The sequence below is a fragment of the Magnetococcus marinus MC-1 genome (assembly GCF_000014865.1).
Classification (GTDB): domain Bacteria; phylum Pseudomonadota; class Magnetococcia; order Magnetococcales; family Magnetococcaceae; genus Magnetococcus; species Magnetococcus marinus.
The window spans coordinates 1,246,933-1,265,996 of sequence record NC_008576.1 but is presented as its reverse complement, the minus strand read 5'-3'; the positions used below and the strand labels follow the sequence as shown (position 1 = coordinate 1,265,996).

Below are 19,064 nucleotides of genomic sequence, written 5' to 3'. Positions count from 1 at the left end.
GCTCCTAGGGGGCGTCCCCATCGACAATCTGGCCATCCTGCATGCGCACACGGCGCCCCATGCGGGCGGCTAAATCGGGATTGTGGGTCACAATCAACTGGGTAAGTTGCTGCTCGGCATTGAGCGCCAGCAGCAGATCAAAAATACCATCCGCCGTATGGGTATCCAGATTACCGGTGGGCTCATCGGCCAACAGCAGCTTAGGCCCCCCCACCAAGGCCCGCGCAATGGCGACCCGCTGCTGTTCCCCGCCGGAGAGTTGACCAGGGCGATGGCTCTGCCGATGGGCCAGCCCCACCCGCTCCAACACCTGCTGGGCCTGTTTGCTGGCGGGAGCCTGCCCCATGCGGCGGATCAGCAAGGGCAGCATCACATTTTCCAATGCTGAGAACTCGGGCAACAGCCGGTGCTGCTGGTAGACAAAGGCGATATTTTCATTGCGCCAACGGGCCAATTGGCTGCGGGAGAGCTTAAACAGGTCGACCCCCGTCATCCGCACGCTGCCGGTGGTGGGACGATCCAGGGTGCCAAGAATCTGAATAAGCGTGCTCTTGCCCGCGCCTGACTGGCCCAGCAGTGCCACCATATCCCCCCGTGCCAGAGAGAGATCCACCCCCTTGAGCACCTCGACGGTGCCCCCCTCGGTTTGAAAACCCCGGGTTAGGTTATGAGCCTCCAGCAGGGGCGTTGCGGTATCATTCATAACGCAGCGCCTCCACCGGGTCCACGCGGGAAGCCCGCCACGCAGGATAGAGGGTCGAGAGCAGGCTAATGCTCAGCGAAATAACGGTAATCCAAAACAGATCCGATGGCAGCACCTGGGCCGGGAGTTTGTCGATAAAGTAGACATCACCATGCAGAATTTGCAAACCAAAGGTGCGTTCAATCCAACCGATGGTACGCTCCAGATTTTCTGCCAGCACCAAACCCAAGGCCAACCCGGCTAACGTTCCACCCACCCCAATGATGCCACCGTTGATTAAAAAAATCGCCATAATCGAGTGACTTCTGGCCCCCATGGTTTTCAGGATCGCAATATCCTTACCCTTCTCCATAACCACCATGATCAACGAGCTGATGATATTAAAAGCCGCCACCAACACCACCAGCGAGAGGATCACAAACATGGTGGCCTTCTCTAGTTTGATGGCATTAAAAAAGTTACGGTTCATCTGCATCCAGTCGCGTATCCAAAAGTGGCCGGATAGCTGTTTTTCCAAATCCTGCCGCACCCCCATGGCCAGATCCGGGTGGGGGGTTTTAACCTCAATACCGGTCACACTCTCTCCCAAGCGCAGCAGCTTTTGAGCGTCGTTAATATGGATATAGGCCAGATTGGTGTCATACTCATGCATGCCCGAATCAAAGATCCCCGCCACCCGAAAGCGTTTAACCCTGGGCACCGTACCGGCGGGGGTCACATTGCCCTTGGGCACCATGAGGGTGATGCGGTCATTGAGCCCAACCCCCAAGTTGCGGGCCAAAGACTCCCCCAATACCACCCCAAAACCGGCCATGGCGGCCACATCCCCGCGCACCATGTTGACGTGCAGGTTGGAAACCCCCTTCTCCCGTTCAGGATCAACCCCACGCAGGGCGATACCATAGGCTTGCCCGCCGTTGTAAATAAGGGCGTTGGCCAACACAAAAGGGGCCGCCCCGGTTACATTGGGACGGCTCTGCACCTTGCGCAGCACGCCCTCGACATCCTCCATGCTGCCGCCGTAGGACTGCACCACCACATGGCTCACCACGCCCAGGATCTGCCGTTGCAGCTCTCCCTGAAAGCCGGTCATGACGGCCAACACCACAATCAGCGCCGCCACCCCCAAGGCAATACCCGCCACCGATAGGGCGGTAATGGCACTAATAAAACGCTGGCTGCGTTTGGCCCGCAGATAGCGCAGCCCCACCCGCCACTCAAAGCTGCTGAACATGGCTGCTCCCAGGAGTTAGGCTCACCCCTCCCGCTTCATCTGCGGGAAGAGTAATACTTCACGAATATTGGCCGCATCGGTTAACAGCATCACCAAACGGTCGATGCCGATGCCCTCACCACCGGTGGGGGGCATGCCATACTCCAAGGCGCGGATATAGTCGGCGTCAAAGTGCATCGCCTCCTCATTACCTGCATCTTTGGCCTCTACCTGCTTTTGAAAGCGGCTGGCTTGATCGGCGGGGTCATTGAGCTCGGAAAAGGCGTTGGCGATTTCACGACCCGCAATAAAGAGCTCAAACCGCTCCGCAATGTCAGGATTGTCATCACTGCGGCGGGAGAGCGGCGAGACCGAAATGGGGTAGTCTATAATAAAGGTAGGAGCCATCAACTTATGCTCCACCCCCTCTTCAAAGATGGTGAGCAGCAGCATGCCATCATCCCAACTGGTTTCGGCTTTAATGCCCAGCGATTCGGCCAGACTCTCCAGATAACCACGCTCTGTGATGCGTGCGGCGTCGGCCTCCATATAACGCACAATCGCCTCAGCCGGGGTTAGCCGCGCCCATGGGCCGCTAAAATCCAGCTCTTGCCCCTGATACGCCACCGTCAATTCACCCTCATTGACATCTTTCACCACATCCTGCACCAGCGCCTCGGTAAAATCCATCAACTCCCGATAGTCGGTATAGGCTTGGTAAAACTCCATCATGGTAAATTCTGGGTTATGCCGGGGCGAAAGCCCCTCATTCCGGAAGTTACGGTTAATCTCGAACACCCGCTCAAAGCCACCCACAATCAGCCGTTTAAGGTAGAGCTCAGGGGCAATGCGCAGATAGAGATCGGTATCCAAGGCATTGTGGTGGGTCACAAAGGGACGCGCCGTCGCGCCACCAGGAATGGGGTGCATCATGGGGGTTTCGACCTCCAAAAAGCCCCGATGCTCCATAAACTGGCGAATGCGGCTAATCACTCGACTGCGGGTTTTAAAGATCTCCCGCACCTCGGTATTCACAATCAGATCCACATAGCGCTGGCGGTAGCGGGTCTCTACATCCTCCAAGCCGTGAAACTTCTCTGGCAGGGGGCGCACCGCCTTAGAGAGCAGCTCAAAGCGCTCCACCTGCACCGTCAGCTCCCCCACCTTGGTACGGAACAGATGCCCCTCCACCCCTAGAATATCCCCTACCTCAATCTTGCGAAAAACCGTGCTGTAGAGCTCGGCCCCCACAACATCCCGCTGAGCACTAATCTGTAGGCGACCACTCTCATCCTGCAAGGTGGCAAAGGTCAGTTTGCCAAAGTTGCGCAGCAGCATAATGCGCCCCGCCACCTTGACGCTCACCCGCTCCAGGGTAGCCGGATCCATCTCATTGCCGTTGGCCCGACTCACACTCGCGAGGTCAATATCGGGTTTAAAGCCGCTGGGATAGGGGTTAACCCCCGCTTCACGCAGGGCTTCTAGTTTAACTTTACGGGCGGCGATCTGCTGGTTCTCTTCCTGTTGGGACATGGTGTTGGTTTCCATCTTTCAAGATAGCAATAGACCCCACCCCCCCATACGGGCCGAGTGAAAGCCAAACTGTTAGGTTGGAGCGTGCGGCGTCAACTCCGCGCTGCCCGCGTGCCTGTGGTTAACCGCTATGGTCATCCCCAACAATGCGTTGCGAGAGGGCCGCCTTAATAAAGCCATCCAACTCGCCATCCAATACCGCATCGGTATTGCCGGTTTCATAGCTGGTACGTAGATCTTTAACCAGCCGATAAGGGGCCAGCACATAGGAGCGGATCTGGTGCCCCCAAGCAATGTCACTCTTGGCGTCGGCCACCGCTTGGGCGGCCTCGGCCCGTTTATCCATCTCTAACTGAAACAGCCGCGCCCGTAGCATTTTCATCGCCTCATCCCGGTTACGGTGCTGAGAGCGCCCCGATTGGCACTGCACCACAATACCGGTGGGCTGGTGGGTAATACGGATGGCCGAATCGGTTTTATTGACGTGCTGCCCACCCGCTCCAGAGGCACGGAAGGTATCCACCCGCAGATCTTTATCGAGGATCTCAATCTCGATGGAGTCATCAATTTCTGGATAGACGTTGACCGAGGTAAACGAGGTGTGCCGCCGCGCCGAGGAGTCAAAGGGGCTGATGCGCACCAGGCGATGCACCCCACTTTCCACCTTGAGATAGCCGTAAGCGTAGTCACCCTCAACCTTGATGGTGACCGATTTAATGCCCGCCTCATCCCCGGCCAGATAGTCAACCTCTTCGGTTTTAAAGCCGGATTTCTCGCAATAACGCAGATACATGCGTAGCAGGATAGAGGCCCAATCCTGGGACTCTGTACCCCCAGCACCGGGATGGATCTCGATAAAGCAGTTGTTGGCGTCGGCCTCGCCGGAGAGCATGCGTGCCAGCTCCAGCCCCTCTAACCGTTTGAGAATGGCAGCCACCTGCGCCGTTACCTCAGCGATCATGCCGCTATCGCCCTCCTCCTGGGCCATCTCCAGCAGATCACGGGCATCGGTGGATTCGCTATTGAGCGCATCCCACTCACCAATGGTTTTTTCCAGACGGTTTTTCTCCGTCATCACGGTGCGCGCACGCTCAGAATCCCCCCATAGATTGGGATCTTGAGCCAGGGATTCCAGCTCGCTCAGACGCTCTTTCCCCTGCTCATAGTTTAAATGACCACGCAATAGGGTAAGCTTCTCCCCAATGGCCTCAAAGGTTCTTTGTATATTCTCTTCCACGGCGTTCGTTCCATTGCTGCGCATGAAAACAGGGCTTTAGCCTTAACACACGGGGACAAAACAGCCACACCCCGGCTCCCCACCCCCAGCCCAGCAGGTGGAATGCCCCTAAGGTCATCCCATGTTTAAGCTAAAAACCTCGCTTTATACCACATTTTAGCAGGTTGCATAAACTGGATTCGCATGTAAGCCGCGTAAAGCGTCACAATAGACCCACGAGACGGGGCAGCGGGGCAACAGCAGGGATGCCGTGGCCGCCGCAACGGACCAGCCAAGCCAGAGGGAATGGCACCAACCAGTGGGCCATCGCACATGAAAACAGAAGGGGAAAGATCATCCACGACACAAAGCAACACAAACAGGCTTAGCGGTCCAACGTCACACCCCGAGCCCGCCCTTTTCCACCAAAAACTGGATAATGGCCGCCACCCCATCGCCCTGTTTAAGGTTGGTAAACACAAAAGGGCGCGACCCACGCATACGCAGGGTGTCTTGCTCCATCACCGCCAAATCGGCCCCCACCAGCGGGGCCAGATCGGTTTTATTAATCACCAGCAGATCGGAGCGGGTAATGCCTGGGCCACCCTTGCGGGGTATCTTCTCTCCGGCGGCTACATCAATCACATAGAGTGTAAGATCAGCCAACTCTGGCGAAAAGGTGGCCGCCAGATTATCCCCCCCCGACTCAATAAAAATCAGCTCCAAATCGGCAAAGCGTAGCTGCATATCCTCCACCGCTGCCAGATTCATAGAGGCATCCTCACGAATCGCGGTATGGGGACACCCCCCCGTCTCCACCCCCATAATGCGCTCCGCCGGCAACGCCCCACTGGCGGTAAGGATGCGTTGATCCTCCTTGGTGTAGATGTCGTTGGTGATGGCTGCCACCGAATAGTGCTGCTGCATCTCGCGACAGAGCCACTCCAACAGCGCCGTTTTGCCCGAACCCACCGGTCCGCCCACCCCTACCCGCAAGGGATTGCTCATGATCGAAACAGCCTTGTATATTGAGTTTCATGTTTAAGGGAGCACCACTCCGCCATCCACGCACAGCCCCCAAGTTCTGCTTGAAAAGCGCTGGCAGGCTGGCTTAACAGAGCGCGGACCAGGGTTTGAATCTCCCCCTCCAGCGCCGATTGTACCAACACCCCCGCCTGCTGACCCAGCGGAATCAAACGCACCGCCGCAGAGATCCAACCCGCCACCATGCCATGCAATAACGCGCTCAAGCCCATGGCTTCGGGCACACCATGGGCGGCACACGCCAATCCCGTTACCACGCCATAGGGCGCATGCTCGGCCAAGCCGTCACCCCACCGCTGCACCCATGGATGAGGCCACCCCTGCTGCACCGCCACCAAAAAGGCCCGCCCCTGACCACGGCTCTCCAACGCCAACTCCGCCGTGGGGCGCAGCGCCTGAGCCCACACCGTGACCTCGTGCAGGGCCGCCCAATCCTGCCGCACCGCCGCACCATAGGCCCCATGAAAGAGCACCCCCTCCCCGTGACCCGCCCCCCACTGCAACAGCCCCTCCAGCCATGTTTGCAGGCTCTCCCGATGGTGGATCAAACCGCACTCCACCCCATATTCCAAACCGTGGGAATAGGTATAACCCCCGACGGGAAAACTGGGGGAAAACCAGCTTTGTAGCTTGAGCAGGGCTGCCTCAGTGCTCATGCACCGCACCCCCAGGGTCGTGGTCATGGCTATGGCCATGAGTGCTGTGGTCGGACGCTTGGGTGCCGGCCTGTGCATGTCCCGCCGTGCGAGGGTCTTGCGCTTGGGGGTGGGCATGCTCGTGACTCTGGCCCCCATGGTCATGCCCATGCTGAGCCGAACCGCCACCATAGGCTCCCCCCTCGGGTGCAAAAGGGGCCATCACTCGGTGTACCGTCGCCCCCAAACCCTGTAACATCGCCATCAACACATGGTCTTCATGAATGCGCATCACCCCACCCACCAGGATTTGCGCGGGGGTGTGGCGGTTGCCCACATGCCACGCCAGACGGGCAGCATTTTGGGCATCCCTTGGGATAATCTCCAGCACCGGCTCCTGGGCGGCAATTACCTGGATGATCCCCCCTTCGTCCAGCAGCAAGCCATCGTCATGCCCCAGCAGCACAGGTCGCGACAGATCCAGTAAAAAGGGGCTGCCCGCATCATCCTGCCACTGAATACGCCGACGAAAACGCTGATCGTAGGGCAGTGTAATCGAACCCACCCGCTCTGCTTGCGCCCAACTGCCCGCGCCCTGTACCGCAATGGCTCGCCGCATGATCCACCCCTTGTTTAAAACAGGAAATAGCGTTGCGCCAAGGGCAATACCGTGGCCGGTTCACAGGTTAACAACCGCCCATCGGCCCGCACCTCATAGGTTTCTGGATCCACCTCCATGTGGGGGGTGGCGCTGTTGTGCACCATATCGGCTTTGCCGATGGTGCGACACCCCACCACCGGCAGCAGGGTTTTACGCAGCCCAAACTGCTGGGCAATCTCCCCATCCAACCCGGCCTGACTGACAAAGTTGACCGCGCTGTGGGTCAAGGCCCCACCAAAGGCCCCAAACATGGGGCGATAGTGTACCGGTTGCGGGGTGGGGATGGAGGCGTTGGGGTCCCCCATCGCCGCCGAGGCAATGGTGCCGCACTTTAAGACCAAATCAGGCTTAACCCCAAAAAACATCGGTTTCCACAACACCAAATCGGCCAACTTACCCACCGCAACCGAGCCCACATAGTGGGCAATACCGTGGGTAATGGCGGGGTTGATGGTATATTTGGCAATGTAGCGCTTAACCCGCTGATTGTCGTTTTGCCCCCGCTCTTCCGGCAAGGCGCCCCGCTGGCGTTTCATCTTATCGGCGGTCTGCCAAGTGCGGATAATCACCTCCCCCACCCGCCCCATGGCCTGACTGTCCGAGGCGATCATGGAAAAAGCCCCCAGATCGTGCAAAATATCCTCCGCCGCTATGGTCTCGCGGCGAATACGGCTCTCGGCAAAGGCCACATCTTCGGGAATCCGGCTATCCAAATGGTGACATACCATAAGCATATCCAGGTGTTCATCAAGGGTGTTGCGGGTAAAGGGACGGGTCGGATTGGTGGAACTGGGCAACACATTGGCCTCGCCACACAATTTAATAATATCCGGCGCATGGCCACCCCCCGCCCCTTCGGTATGAAAAGCGTGGATGGTGCGCCCCTTAAAGGCTGCCGTGGTGTTCTCCACAAAGCCCGACTCGTTCAAGGTATCGGTATGGATGGCCACCTGCACATCCCACTTCTCCGCCACACTCAAACAGACATCAATGGCGCTGGGGGTGGTGCCCCAATCCTCATGCAACTTCAGACCACACGCCCCGGCCCGTAACTGCTCCTCCAACCCCTGGGGGCGCGAGGCATTGCCCTTACCAAAAAAGCCCATATTCATGGGCAACCCCTCTGCCGCCTGGAGCATACGCGCAATATGCCACGGCCCCGGCGTGCAGGTGGTGGCATTGGTCCCCTCAGCCGGACCCGTGCCACCCCCCAGCATGGTGGTAATGCCGCTATGCAAAGCATCCTCAATCTGTTGTGGGCAGATCCAGTGAATATGGGCGTCAATGCCCCCAGCGGTGAGAATACGCCCCTCCCCGGCAATGGCCTCGGTACCGGGGCCGATTATAATATCCACATTGGGCTGCACATCGGGGTTGCCCGCTTTGCCAATGGCGCAGATACGACCATCCTTAATACCCACATCCGCTTTGACAATCCCCCAGTGATCCACAATCAGGGCGTTGGTGATCACCGTATCCACCGCCCCCTCCTGACGGCTGTGCTGGGACTGCCCCATGCCATCACGAATCACCTTGCCGCCGCCAAATTTAACCTCTTCACCATAGGTGGTGTAATCCTGCTCCACCTCAATAATCAGCTCGGTGTCGGCCAACCGCACACGGTCGCCAACCGTCGGTCCAAACATGGCCGCATAGCTGCCGCGATCTAGGGTATATGCCATCGGTTTAGTCCTCCAATTGGCCGTTGACCAAGCCATTAAAACCCACCACCTGCCGCCGCCCACCATAGGGCACCAGGGTAACATCCCGCGCCTGCCCCGGCTCAAAACGGACCGCCGTGCCCGCCGGAATATCCAGCCGGTAGCCCCTGGCCCGCTGCCGGTCAAACTGTAAGGCGGGGTTGGTCTCGGCAAAGTGGTAGTGCGAACCAACCTGTATGGGCCGGTCGCCACCATTGGCCACCGTTAGGGTCAGGGTCTCACACCCGGCATTGAGAATAATGTCACCTGGGGCAGGGAAAAGTTCACCTGGAATCATCAAGCTACTCCTCAACGAATGGGGTTGTGCACCGTCACCAACTTGGTACCATCGGGAAAGGTCGCCTCGACCTGGATCTCATGGATCATCTCAGCGATGCCCTCCATCACCTGCTCCCGGCGTAGCACCGTGGCCCCGGCTTGCATCAGCTCGGCCACACTGCGGCCATCCCGTGCCCCCTCCACCACATAGTCGCTAATCAGCGCAATGGATTCGGGATAATTTAACTTGACCCCCCGCTCCAAACGCCGCCGGGCCACCATTGCCGCCATCGCCACCAGCAGCTTATCCTTCTCTCTTGGTGAAAGATGCATGACGCTCCCCTACCCCTCTCTCATCTTAGCCGTGGGTTAGATATCCCATAATCTTGGCATCCGCGCAGGACGCCCCAACTGACCCCGCAACCAGCTCCACATCTGACCATAGCCTTGCCGCAACAGCCGCGCATCCCACCCCAACCAGCGCACCACCAGCAGACCATGCACCACCCCTGCCGCCACCTTAACCGATGGCCCCTCCATACCGGCCTCTGCCAACCACCCCCGCAGGGGCTCTAACAGTTGGGCGGCCTCCTCCCCGGCCAACAGCAGGGTGGCGCAGCCCTTGGCCCCAGCCAAGGCGGCGGGATGCTGCAAAGGGTGTTGCAGATCCCCCTCCAGCTTGAGCAGGTCGGCCCACACCAACGCCCCCTCACGATGCACCAACCAGCTATCCCGTAACAACCCCTGGCGCAACTGCTCCCCATGGGCGCTGCGCCCAAACAGCACCATCTCCCCAGCCAACAGGCGGGCATTCTCCCCCAAATAGACTTGGGTGGTGCGCCGCAAACGCCCCTGGTCAAACAGGATGGTCTCCTGGGGCAGCCACTCCAAAAAGGCCCCCGCCTCCACATGCAGGGCGATCTGCACCGTGCTATCGGCCCCCGTCGAACGGTAGACCTTCTCTGCCGCCTGGGTCATCACCAACAGCTGGGTATGGGGCCGGGCGATAAGCTCGATATCCAACTGGTCCCCCCCCACCAGCCCACCCGAAGTGGTCACCACCACCCCATGCACCGGCTCGCCGGGGGGCGTTTGGGGAATGATCACCCGCATGGGGTCGCTGTGGTAGAGGCTCTCCAAGCGGCTCTGCCCATGGCGCTGCACAAAAGAGAGCCGCACACAGCCCTGCACCCCCTGACTGGGGTTGCTCTCATACGGTAAGGTGGCTGCGGACCTCATCTTCGTTCATCCCCTCACCCCGGCCTGCCAACACCACCTCGCCCCGGTCCAAGACCACAAAGGCGTCGGCCAGATTGCGGGCAAACTCAAAATATTGCTCCACCAGAATAATGGCCATATCCCCCCGATTGGCCAACAACCGGATAACCCGCTCAATATCCTTGATAATGCTGGGCTGAATCCCCTCTGTGGGTTCATCCAGCACCAGCAGGCGGGGGCGTGTCACCAATGCCCGCGCAATGGCCAACTGCTGCTGCTGCCCACCGGAGAGATCCCCACCCCGACGGCCCAGCATATCCCGCAATACCGGGAACAGCTCAAACAGCTCATCGGGGATGTGCCGCAGCGCTTTGGCCAGCGGAGCAAAACCGGTTTTCAGGTTCTCCTCCACCGTCAGCAGCGGAAACACCTCGCGCCCTTGGGGCACATAGGCGATGCCCCGTCGCGCCCGCTCGGGCGGGCTGAGCCCCGTGATATCCTGCCCCTCCCAGACAATGCGCCCGGCGCGAATGCTCTGTTGCCCCACCACCGCCCGCATCAAGGAGCTTTTACCCACCCCATTGCGCCCCAAGACACAGGTGACTTCGCCCACCTCTGCCTGAAATCCTACCTGTTTTAGCGCCTGACTGGCACCATAAAACAGATCAACCTGTTCCACTTGCAACATGGCTTAACGTCCCAGATAGACCTCAATAACCTGTTCATTGGCCTGCACCGTCTCCAGTGATCCTTCGGCCAACACCGAACCTTCATGCAACACCGTCACCCGACACTGCAAGCTTTTTACAAACGCCATGTCATGCTCAACCACCACCACCGAGTGATCTTTGGCAATCTCTTTGAGCATCTGCGCCGTGCGCATGGTCTCTTCATCGGTCATGCCCGCCGCAGGCTCATCCACCAGCAATAGCTGGGGATCTTGCATCAACAGCATGCCGATCTCCAACCACTGCTTCTGCCCGTGGGAGAGATTGCCCGCCAACCAATCCCGCCGCTCGTGCAGACGAATGAGCGCCAACACCTGTTGAATACGCTGCCGCTGCGCCCCATTGAGCCGGAAAAAGAGCGAGGCCCAAATACTCCGATCCCCCGCCAACGCCAGCTCCAGGTTTTCAAACACCGTCTGGTTTTCAAACACCGTGGGTTTTTGAAATTTACGCCCGATGCCTAGGTTGGCAATCTCCGCCTCATCCAATTTGGTTAGGTCCACCCGATCCCCAAACACCACCGAGCCCACATCGGGACGGGTTTTGCCGGTGACCACATCCATCATGGTGGTTTTACCCGCACCATTGGGTCCAATAATGGCGCGCAGCTCCCCCCGCCCCACATAAAAGCTTAGGGCGTTCAGCGCCTTAAACCCATCAAAACTCACGGAGACCGCATCCAGATAGAGGATAAGATTATCGGGCCGGTGACTGGTGTTAAAAACGCTCATTGGCCCACCTCCGCCACCTGATGATCCCCCTGGGCCGGGGCTTTGCGAGCCCGTAGCCGGTTCTTCCACTGGGCCACCAACCCCACCACCCCCTGGGGCATAAACAGGGTCACCGCCACAAACAGAGCGCCTAACATGTAGAGCCACGCCTCGGGCAGGGCACCGGTAAAGTAGGTTTTGCCATAGTTGACCAAAACAGCCCCCAGCACCGCCCCATACAGGGTGCCGCGCCCCCCGACCGCTACCCAGATAATAATCTCAATGGAGTTCCCTGGCGAAAACTCGCCAGGGTTGATGATGCCCACCTGGGGCACATACAACGCCCCGGCCAAACCGGCCATCATGGCCGCCACCACAAACACAAACAGTTTATAGTTTTCGACTCGATACCCCATAAAACGGGTACGGCTTTCGGCATCCCGCACCGCCAACAGCACCCGCCCCAGTTTGGAGGCGGTGATGTATCGGCACACCCCATAACTCAGGGCCAAAGCGAGCGCCGTGACACTAAACAGCGCCGCACGGGTGGTATCGTCATGCAGGTCAAAACCCAGCAGATCTTTAAAGTCGGTCAAACCATTGTTGCCACCAAAGCCCATATCATTCCGGAAAAACGCCAGCAGCAGCGCATAGGTCATCGCCTGGGTAATGATGGAGAGATAGACCCCCGTAACCCGGCTGCGAAAGGCAAACCAACCAAATACCAAGGCCAACAGCCCCGGCACCACCAGGACCATCAGCGCGGCAAAGGCAAACCACTCAAAACCGTGCCAATACCAGGGCAACTCGTGCCAGTTGAGAAAGACCATAAAATCCGGCAGCTCTGGGTTGCCATAGACCCCTCGATCCCCAATCTGCCGCATAAGGTACATGCCCATGGCATAGCCACCCAGGGCAAAAAAAGCACCATGCCCCAAACTTAAAATGCCCGCATAGCCCCAGATCAGATCCGCCGACAGCGCCAACAGCGCAAAAGCTAGATATTTCCCCATTAAACTGACCACATAGTTGGGGATGTGATAGGGGCTCTCTGGCGCCACCGCCAGGTTAAGGATGGGCACCACAATGGCCGCCCCCAATACCAACACCAGCAGAGCCATCCCCCCACGATCCCCCAACAAAAACCCGATGCGCTTGCTTATAGGTCCCATGGTTTATGCCTCCACCGCCCGCCCTTTTAGGGCAAACAATCCCCTGGGGCGTTTTTGAATGAACAGAATAATGCCGACCAGCACCAAAATTTTACCCAGCACCGCCCCTGCCAAGGGCTCCATAAATTTATTCAACACCCCCAAGCTAAAGGCCCCCACCAGAGTGCCCCACAGGTTGCCCACCCCACCAAACACCACCACCATAAAGCTATCAATAATGTAGCTCTGCCCCAGGTTGGGTGAAACATTGTCCACCTGACTAAGCGCCACCCCCGCGATGCCCGCAATACCCGCCCCCAAACCAAAGGTTAGCGCGTCCACCCAGCCGGTACGGATGCCCATGGAGCCGGCCATGCGGCGGTTTTGCGTCACCGCGCGCATCTGCAAACCCAGCGAGGTTTTGCGCAACACCAACGCCAAGGAACCGATCACCGCCAGCGAAAAGAGAATGATGGTGATACGGTTATAGGTGAGCACCAAGCCCTGACTGGTTTGAATCGCCCCACTCATCCATGAAGGGTTGCTGACCTCTTGGTTGGTGGGTCCAAACAGGGTGCGCACCAACTGTTGCAGCATTAAACTCAAGCCCCAGGTCGCCAACAGGGTCTCCAGGGGGCGCCCATACAAAAAGCGGATAATGCCCCGTTCAATGGCCACCCCAAACAGACCAGAGACCAAAAAGGCCATGGGCACCGCCACCAGCAACGACCAATCCAACCAATCCGGCAGATAGGCCCGAAACAGATCCTGTACCACAAAGGTGGTATAGGCCCCCAACATAACCAGCTCACCATGGGCCATATTGATCACCCCCATCACCCCAAAGGTGATGGCCAACCCCACCGCCGCCAACAGCAACACCGAACCCAGGCTGATGCCCTGGAACAGGCTACCCACCATGTTCCATAGTCTTAAGCGCTCCTCAACCCGCTCCAGCGCAGCCTTGACCACACCATACAGCTCCGCGTGGTTGTTGTGCAGATCCGGCTCCTGCACCAGTTGCGAGAGCAGCGCCCGCACATCCTGCCCACCCACCTGTTCCAGCAAAATCACGGCTGCTTTGCGTTTTTCCAAGCTCTCGCCATGAAACAGCTCAATCACCGCTTGGGCCTTCTGCATAGCAGCCAGAATGGTGGCATCCTCTTCGCGGGCAATGGCCTGTTGCAGGCTCTCCAGCAGCTCCACATCCCGACTATTAAAAATGGATTGGGCCGCCTGTAAGCGTAGGGCAGGATCTTTGCTCAGCAGGGTCAAGCCCCCCAGGGCACCCCGAATCAACCGCCGCAGCCGGTTGTTGATGCCAATCTTGGCCAGCGCACTCTCCTGCACCTGCCCCAGCTCTTGACCGCTTAATGGATCAATCAATAGATAAACTTGTCCGCTTTTTTGGCCGATCACCACCATGTTATCGGTTTTACGTCCATAGAGGTTGCCCTCTAACAAAGCGGTCAGCGCGGGCACTAAGGCCCGATCACCACTGGCACCAAGTTCTTTAATCGCCTGCATTTTAACAGAAAAAGATCGATTATTCAGACGTTGCAGATCATCTTGGCTGGCTGCCTTCGCCAGGGGTGCCGTCAAGCAAACCGCCCACGTCAAGGCACACCACAGAAAAAATTTCAGGGATCGTTGCATGGTGGATCTATCCATCTAAAGGGGGTGTGGCGGACCCCGCCGAGGGGGTCCGCCGGATCAACAGCGGGGTAAACTTAATATTTGGGTTTTTCGCAGTTACCGCAAACCCAGGGGTAGGTCCAATCGGCGGTCAATTTGGCCGACTGGGGAATAAAGTCGGACCATGCGTCACCCACCACGGTACCTTCGGTTTTCCAAACCGTTTCAAACTGACCATCGGGTTGAATTTCACCGATCAGCACCGGCTTGGAGAGGTGGTGGTTGCTGTTCATTACTGCCATACCGCCAGTGAGGTTAGGCACCTTTTGGCCATACATGGCTTGACGCACCGCATCCACATTCGCGGTACCCGCCTGCTCCACCGCTTGCACCCACATATTAAAGCCAATGTAGGTGGCCTCCATGGGATCATTGGTGACGCGCTTGCTGTCTTTAATAAAGGCGTGCCACTTTTTGATAAAGGCGGCATTGGTGTCGTTATTCACGCTCATAAAGTAGTTCCAGGCGGCCAAGTGACCAACCAGGGGCTTGGCGTCAATACCGGAGAGCTCCTCTTCACCCACCGAGAAGGCTACCACAGGGATCTCTTCCGCCTTGATGCCCTGGTTGGCCAGCTCTTTGTAAAAGGGTACGTTGGCGTCGCCATTGATGGTGGAAACCACAGCGGTCTTTTTACCCGCCGAGGCGAACTTTTTCACATCGCCCACAATGGTTTGCCAGTCGGAGTGACCAAAGGGGGTGTAGTTCTCCATAATATCCGCGTCGGAGATACCCTTGCTGTTCAGGTAGGCGCGTAAAATTTTGTTGGTGGTGCGGGGGTAGACATAGTCGGTACCCAGCAGCACGATGCGCTTGGCGGCACCGCCCTCTTCGCTGAGCAGATAATCCACCGCAGGAATCGCCTGCTGGTTGGGGGCCGCTCCGGTATAGAAGACATTGCGGGAGCTCTCTTCACCCTCATACTGCACCGGGTAGAAGAGCAGACCATTGAGCTCTTCAATAACCGGCAAAACCGATTTGCGGCTTACCGAGGTCCAGCAACCAAAGATAACGTCCACCTTCTCTTTTTCAATCAACTCACGGGTTTTTTCCGCAAACAAGGGCCAGTTGGAAGCGGGATCCACCACCACCGCCTCAACCTTTTTACCCAACAAACCGCCCTTTTTGTTCAGGTCATCCACCATCATTAAAACCGTGTCTTTAAGCGTGGTTTCACTGATCGCCATGGTCCCCGATAACGAGTGCAACACACCAACCTTAATGGTCTCCGCCGCTTGGGCCAAACCAGCCCCCAGTAAACTTGCCGCAATGGCTCCCGCACCCAGCAGATGTTTAAACCGCATACTCATCCATTCGCTCCTTACGTCGCAGAGTAAAAGTGTTTCTGCCAACCCATAGAGCAGGGAGCGTGCCTACTTTTCAATCTGCTTAAAAAAGCGGCTACACAATGATTTATCCATTATTTATCTATAGGTTATAGGACACTTTACCACGCAACCCAGCCCTTCCACACCGAACAGCCCAAAAACTGTTAAAAAATTGTCTATCTTAATGTTATTTAATATTATTATCTAATTATAACAAATTTGTTACAATCATACCGCCTAGCATTTAATCAACAACACCAACTCACATGCGCACAAACCATTCATCCAGCACAATTTTTAATCATGCCGCATGACCCCCCAAACGCACAAAGGGGGAACACCATGGCTCCCCCCCCTTGCCTGCCCGCAGCTTTGATCTCCCCAGCCACATCTCCTATTCAGATCACCCCTTGCTGCTGTAAAAAGTGGACCACTTGATCGGCCAACTGCTCCGGGGTTTCATCGCCAGCGGCCAGATGCAGGTCGGGCGTCTGAGGGGCTTCATAAGGGCTGCTGATGCCAGTAAAGTTGGGGATCTCCCCCAGACGCGCCTTTTTATAGAGCCCCTTGGGATCCCGCTGCTCACACACCGCCAGCGAGGCATCCACAAAGATCTCATAAAAGGCTCCGGCACCCATTAACTCCCGCGCCATGCGCCGCTCGTTGCGAAAGGGTGAAATAAAGCTGACACAGACAATCAAACCCGCCTCGACCATTAATTTGGCCACCTCGGCAATGCGCCGAATATTCTCCACCCGATCTTCGTCTTTAAACCCCAGGTCGCGGTTTAAACCGTGGCGCACATTATCGCCATCCAGGGTCATGGTGCGCCGCTGCATGCGGTAGAGCTTTTGCTCCACCAGATCGGCCACCGTGGATTTACCCGACCCGGAGAGTCCAGTGAACCACAAAACACATGGACGCTGCCCATTGGCCGCCGCCCGCGCCGCGCGATCCACCTTCATATCATGCTGATGGATATTGGCCGCCCGCCGCAGTGCAAAATCCACCATGCCACAGCCTACCGTGGCATGACTCATACGGTCCACCAGAATAAAGCCCCCCAGCGACCGGTTTACCTTATAGGGCTCAAACGGCACCGCCCGATCCAAGGCCAGATTGCACACCGCCACATCGTTTAACTCAAGATGGGCCGCCGCCATTTGCTCCCCGGTATTGACATTGATTTTATGTTTAATCTTGGTCACTTGGGCCGTCACTTGGGCTGTACCTATCCTTAACAGATAGGCGCGGCCCGGCAGCAGGGCGGCCTCGCTCATCCACAGCAGATGGGCGGCAAACTGATCCGCCACCTCAGGCCGGGCATTGGCTTGGGCAATCACATCCCCCCGTGAGACATCCAGCGCATCGGCCAACACCAGTGTCACCGCATCCCCTGCAACCGCCTGTTGCAGAGGGCCATCCATGCTCACAATACGAGAGACTTGGCTCAACTTGCCCGAGGGCAGAACCACCACATCATCCCCAGGCCGCACCTCTCCAGCGGCCAAGGTGCCCGCAAACCCACGAAAATCGGCATGGGGGCGATTGACCCACTGCACCGGCATACGCAAAGGAGCCTGCGAGGCCTCTTGCTCCACCGGCACCGACTCCAGATACTCCAGCAGGGTTGGCCCGCTATACCAAGGCATATGACCCTGCCGCTGCACCACATGTTCACCCGTCAGGGCCGCCAGTGGAATCGCCTGTAGGGATGTTATACCCAAGCGTTGCGCCAACGCTTCATAAGCCTGCACCAAGGCCACAAAGGGGGCCTCCTGATACCCCACCAGATCCATTTTGTTCACCGCCAGCACCACCGACTTAATGCCCATAAGCCCCACAATAAAGCTGTGCCGCCGGGTCTGGGTCAAAATGCCTTTGCTGGCATCCACCAAGATAATCGCCAGCTCAGCGGTGGAAGCGGCAGTGGCCATGTTGCGGGTGTACTGCTCATGGCCCGGGGCATCCGCCACAATAAAGGTGCGCCGCTCGGTGGATAAAAAACGGTAGGCCACATCAATGGTAATGCCCTGCTCCCGCTCGGCGGCCAGACCATCCACCAACAGCGCCAAGTCCAGCTCACCCGCACCGGTGGTGCCAAAGCGGCTGGAGTCAGCCACCAACGCCGTCAGTTGATCTTCCATCACCCGTTTACTGTCGTAGAGCAGACGCCCCAGCAGGGTGGATTTACCATCATCCACCGAGCCGCAAGTGAGCAAACGGAGCAGATCCTTTTGGTTTTGTTGACCCACAAAGGCCTGCATATCAAAGTGCGCGGGAGGGGTATGCAAATCCACCATTAGAAATACCCCTCCTGTTTTTTCTCTTCCATGGAGGCCCCCCCATCATGATCAATCACCCGACCCTCCCGTTCTGAACGGTGCGCAACCAACATCTCCCCGATGATGCCCGCCACATCGGTGGTGGTACTCTCAACAGCCCCCGTCAGGGGATAACAGCCTAGGGTACGAAACCGTACCGAGCGTAACGACGGTTCTTCACCCGGCAGCAAGGGCATACGCCCATCATCCACCATAATCAACGCCCCATGACGCACCACCACCGGCCTCGGTTGGGCAAAATAGAGCGGCACCACAGGGATCTGCTCTTGATGGATATATTGCCAAATATCCAGTTCGGTCCAGTTGGAGAGGGGAAAAACCCGGATGCTCTCACCCGGGGCGATGCGGCCATTGTAGAGATTCCACAACTCCGGGCGCTGATTTTTGGGGTCCCAGCGATGGTTGGGGGTGCGGAAGGAGAAGATGCGCTCTTTGGCACGGCTCTTCTCTTCATCCCGTCGCGCGCCGCCAAAGGCGGCATCAAAGCCCCCTTGCTCCAGCGCCTGTTTAAGGCTTTGGGTCTTCATGATGTCGGTATAAATCGAGGCGCTTTGATTGAAGGGGGTAATGCCTTGGGCGATGCCCTCTTGATTGATGTGTACCCGCAGATCCAACCCCAGCGCTTTGACACGCTGATCACGAAAGACGATCATCTCACGAAATTTCCAGGTGGTGTCCACATGCAACAGGGGAAAGGGGGGCTTGCCGGGATAGAAGGCCTTGAGCGCCAGATGCAACATCACACTGCTATCTTTACCGATGGAGTAGAGCATCACCGGTTTACGGAATTGCGCCACCACTTCACGCATGATGTGGATGCTCTCGGCTTCCAGCCGTTGCAGATGGGTCTTCATGGTCATTCCATATCAAAGAGGGACAACTTAAATGAGCCGCGACAGCCCGTA

At 57.6% G+C, this 19,064-nt stretch carries 18 protein-coding genes; all 18 read right to left on the bottom strand.

Annotated features, from left to right (window positions below; genetic code table 11):
• Positions 1 to 4: 4 nt before the first annotated feature.
• The 18 genes from MMC1_RS05295 to cysD all read right to left on the bottom strand — a co-directional run bounded on the left by MMC1_RS05295 (position 5) and on the right by cysD (position 19,019).
• Complete coding sequence (locus MMC1_RS05295) at positions 5 to 703, bottom strand: ABC transporter ATP-binding protein (protein WP_011712709.1); 699 nt, start codon at positions 701 to 703, stop codon at positions 5 to 7.
• Positions 696 to 1,937: a lipoprotein-releasing ABC transporter permease subunit gene (locus MMC1_RS05290; protein ID WP_011712708.1), complete on the bottom strand. Its 1,242-nt coding sequence runs from the start codon at positions 1,935 to 1,937 to the stop codon at positions 696 to 698. The genes MMC1_RS05295 and MMC1_RS05290 overlap by 8 nt, the downstream gene beginning before the upstream one ends.
• 21 nt (positions 1,938 to 1,958) lie before the next feature.
• The gene (gene lysS / locus MMC1_RS05285; RefSeq protein WP_011712707.1) at positions 1,959 to 3,464 is read right to left on the bottom strand and encodes a lysine--tRNA ligase; all 1,506 of its coding nucleotides are present in this window, start codon (positions 3,462 to 3,464) and stop codon (positions 1,959 to 1,961) included.
• 106 nt (positions 3,465 to 3,570) lie between these two features.
• Positions 3,571 to 4,710: a peptide chain release factor 2 gene (gene prfB, locus MMC1_RS05280; RefSeq protein WP_011712706.1), complete on the bottom strand. Its 1,140-nt coding sequence runs from the start codon at positions 4,708 to 4,710 to the stop codon at positions 3,571 to 3,573.
• 354 nt (positions 4,711 to 5,064) lie between these two features.
• Positions 5,065 to 5,673, bottom strand: coding sequence for an urease accessory protein UreG (gene ureG / locus MMC1_RS05275; RefSeq protein ID WP_011712705.1), 609 nt, complete (start codon positions 5,671 to 5,673; stop codon positions 5,065 to 5,067).
• Positions 5,670 to 6,365 (bottom strand): urease accessory protein UreF, encoded by a 696-nt coding sequence (locus MMC1_RS05270; RefSeq protein ID WP_011712704.1) that lies wholly within the window; start codon positions 6,363 to 6,365, stop codon positions 5,670 to 5,672. Before MMC1_RS05270 ends, ureG begins: the two co-directional genes overlap by 4 nt.
• Positions 6,355 to 6,963, bottom strand: a complete 609-nt coding sequence (locus MMC1_RS05265) for an urease accessory protein UreE (protein ID WP_011712703.1) — start codon at positions 6,961 to 6,963, stop codon at positions 6,355 to 6,357. Before MMC1_RS05265 ends, MMC1_RS05270 begins: the two co-directional genes overlap by 11 nt.
• Before the next feature lie 14 nt (positions 6,964 to 6,977).
• Complete coding sequence (gene ureC, locus MMC1_RS05260; protein WP_011712702.1) at positions 6,978 to 8,687, bottom strand: urease subunit alpha; 1,710 nt, start codon at positions 8,685 to 8,687, stop codon at positions 6,978 to 6,980.
• Between the two features lie 4 nt (positions 8,688 to 8,691).
• Positions 8,692 to 9,003: an urease subunit beta gene (locus MMC1_RS05255; RefSeq protein WP_011712701.1), complete on the bottom strand. Its 312-nt coding sequence runs from the start codon at positions 9,001 to 9,003 to the stop codon at positions 8,692 to 8,694.
• Positions 9,004 to 9,014: 11 nt separating this feature from the next.
• Positions 9,015 to 9,317 carry an urease subunit gamma gene (locus MMC1_RS05250; protein WP_011712700.1) on the bottom strand — a complete coding sequence of 101 codons (303 nt, stop codon included), beginning with the start codon at positions 9,315 to 9,317 and terminating at the stop codon, positions 9,015 to 9,017.
• A 36-nt stretch (positions 9,318 to 9,353) separates the two neighbouring features.
• Positions 9,354 to 10,223 (bottom strand): urease accessory protein UreD, encoded by an 870-nt coding sequence (locus tag MMC1_RS05245; RefSeq protein ID WP_011712699.1) that lies wholly within the window; start codon positions 10,221 to 10,223, stop codon positions 9,354 to 9,356.
• Positions 10,195 to 10,890 carry an urea ABC transporter ATP-binding subunit UrtE gene (gene urtE, locus MMC1_RS05240; RefSeq protein ID WP_011712698.1) on the bottom strand — a complete coding sequence of 232 codons (696 nt, stop codon included), beginning with the start codon at positions 10,888 to 10,890 and terminating at the stop codon, positions 10,195 to 10,197. The genes MMC1_RS05245 and urtE overlap by 29 nt, the downstream gene beginning before the upstream one ends.
• 3 nt (positions 10,891 to 10,893) lie before the next feature.
• Complete coding sequence (gene urtD, locus MMC1_RS05235; RefSeq protein WP_011712697.1) at positions 10,894 to 11,661, bottom strand: urea ABC transporter ATP-binding protein UrtD; 768 nt, start codon at positions 11,659 to 11,661, stop codon at positions 10,894 to 10,896.
• Positions 11,658 to 12,812 (bottom strand): urea ABC transporter permease subunit UrtC, encoded by a 1,155-nt coding sequence (gene urtC / locus MMC1_RS05230; protein ID WP_011712696.1) that lies wholly within the window; start codon positions 12,810 to 12,812, stop codon positions 11,658 to 11,660. Before urtC ends, urtD begins: the two co-directional genes overlap by 4 nt.
• 3 nt (positions 12,813 to 12,815) lie before the next feature.
• On the bottom strand, positions 12,816 to 14,447 hold the full coding sequence (gene urtB / locus MMC1_RS05225) for an urea ABC transporter permease subunit UrtB (RefSeq protein ID WP_143711366.1): 1,632 nt from the start codon (positions 14,445 to 14,447) through the stop codon (positions 12,816 to 12,818).
• Between the two features lie 74 nt (positions 14,448 to 14,521).
• On the bottom strand, positions 14,522 to 15,796 hold the full coding sequence (gene urtA / locus MMC1_RS05220) for an urea ABC transporter substrate-binding protein (protein WP_011712694.1): 1,275 nt from the start codon (positions 15,794 to 15,796) through the stop codon (positions 14,522 to 14,524).
• A 416-nt stretch (positions 15,797 to 16,212) separates the two neighbouring features.
• The gene (gene cysN, locus MMC1_RS05215; RefSeq protein WP_011712693.1) at positions 16,213 to 18,117 is read right to left on the bottom strand and encodes a sulfate adenylyltransferase subunit CysN; all 1,905 of its coding nucleotides are present in this window, start codon (positions 18,115 to 18,117) and stop codon (positions 16,213 to 16,215) included.
• The gene (cysD, locus tag MMC1_RS05210) at positions 18,117 to 19,019 is read right to left on the bottom strand and encodes a sulfate adenylyltransferase subunit CysD (protein WP_011712692.1); all 903 of its coding nucleotides are present in this window, start codon (positions 19,017 to 19,019) and stop codon (positions 18,117 to 18,119) included. Before cysD ends, cysN begins: the two co-directional genes overlap by 1 nt.
• Positions 19,020 to 19,064 lie beyond the last annotated feature (45 nt).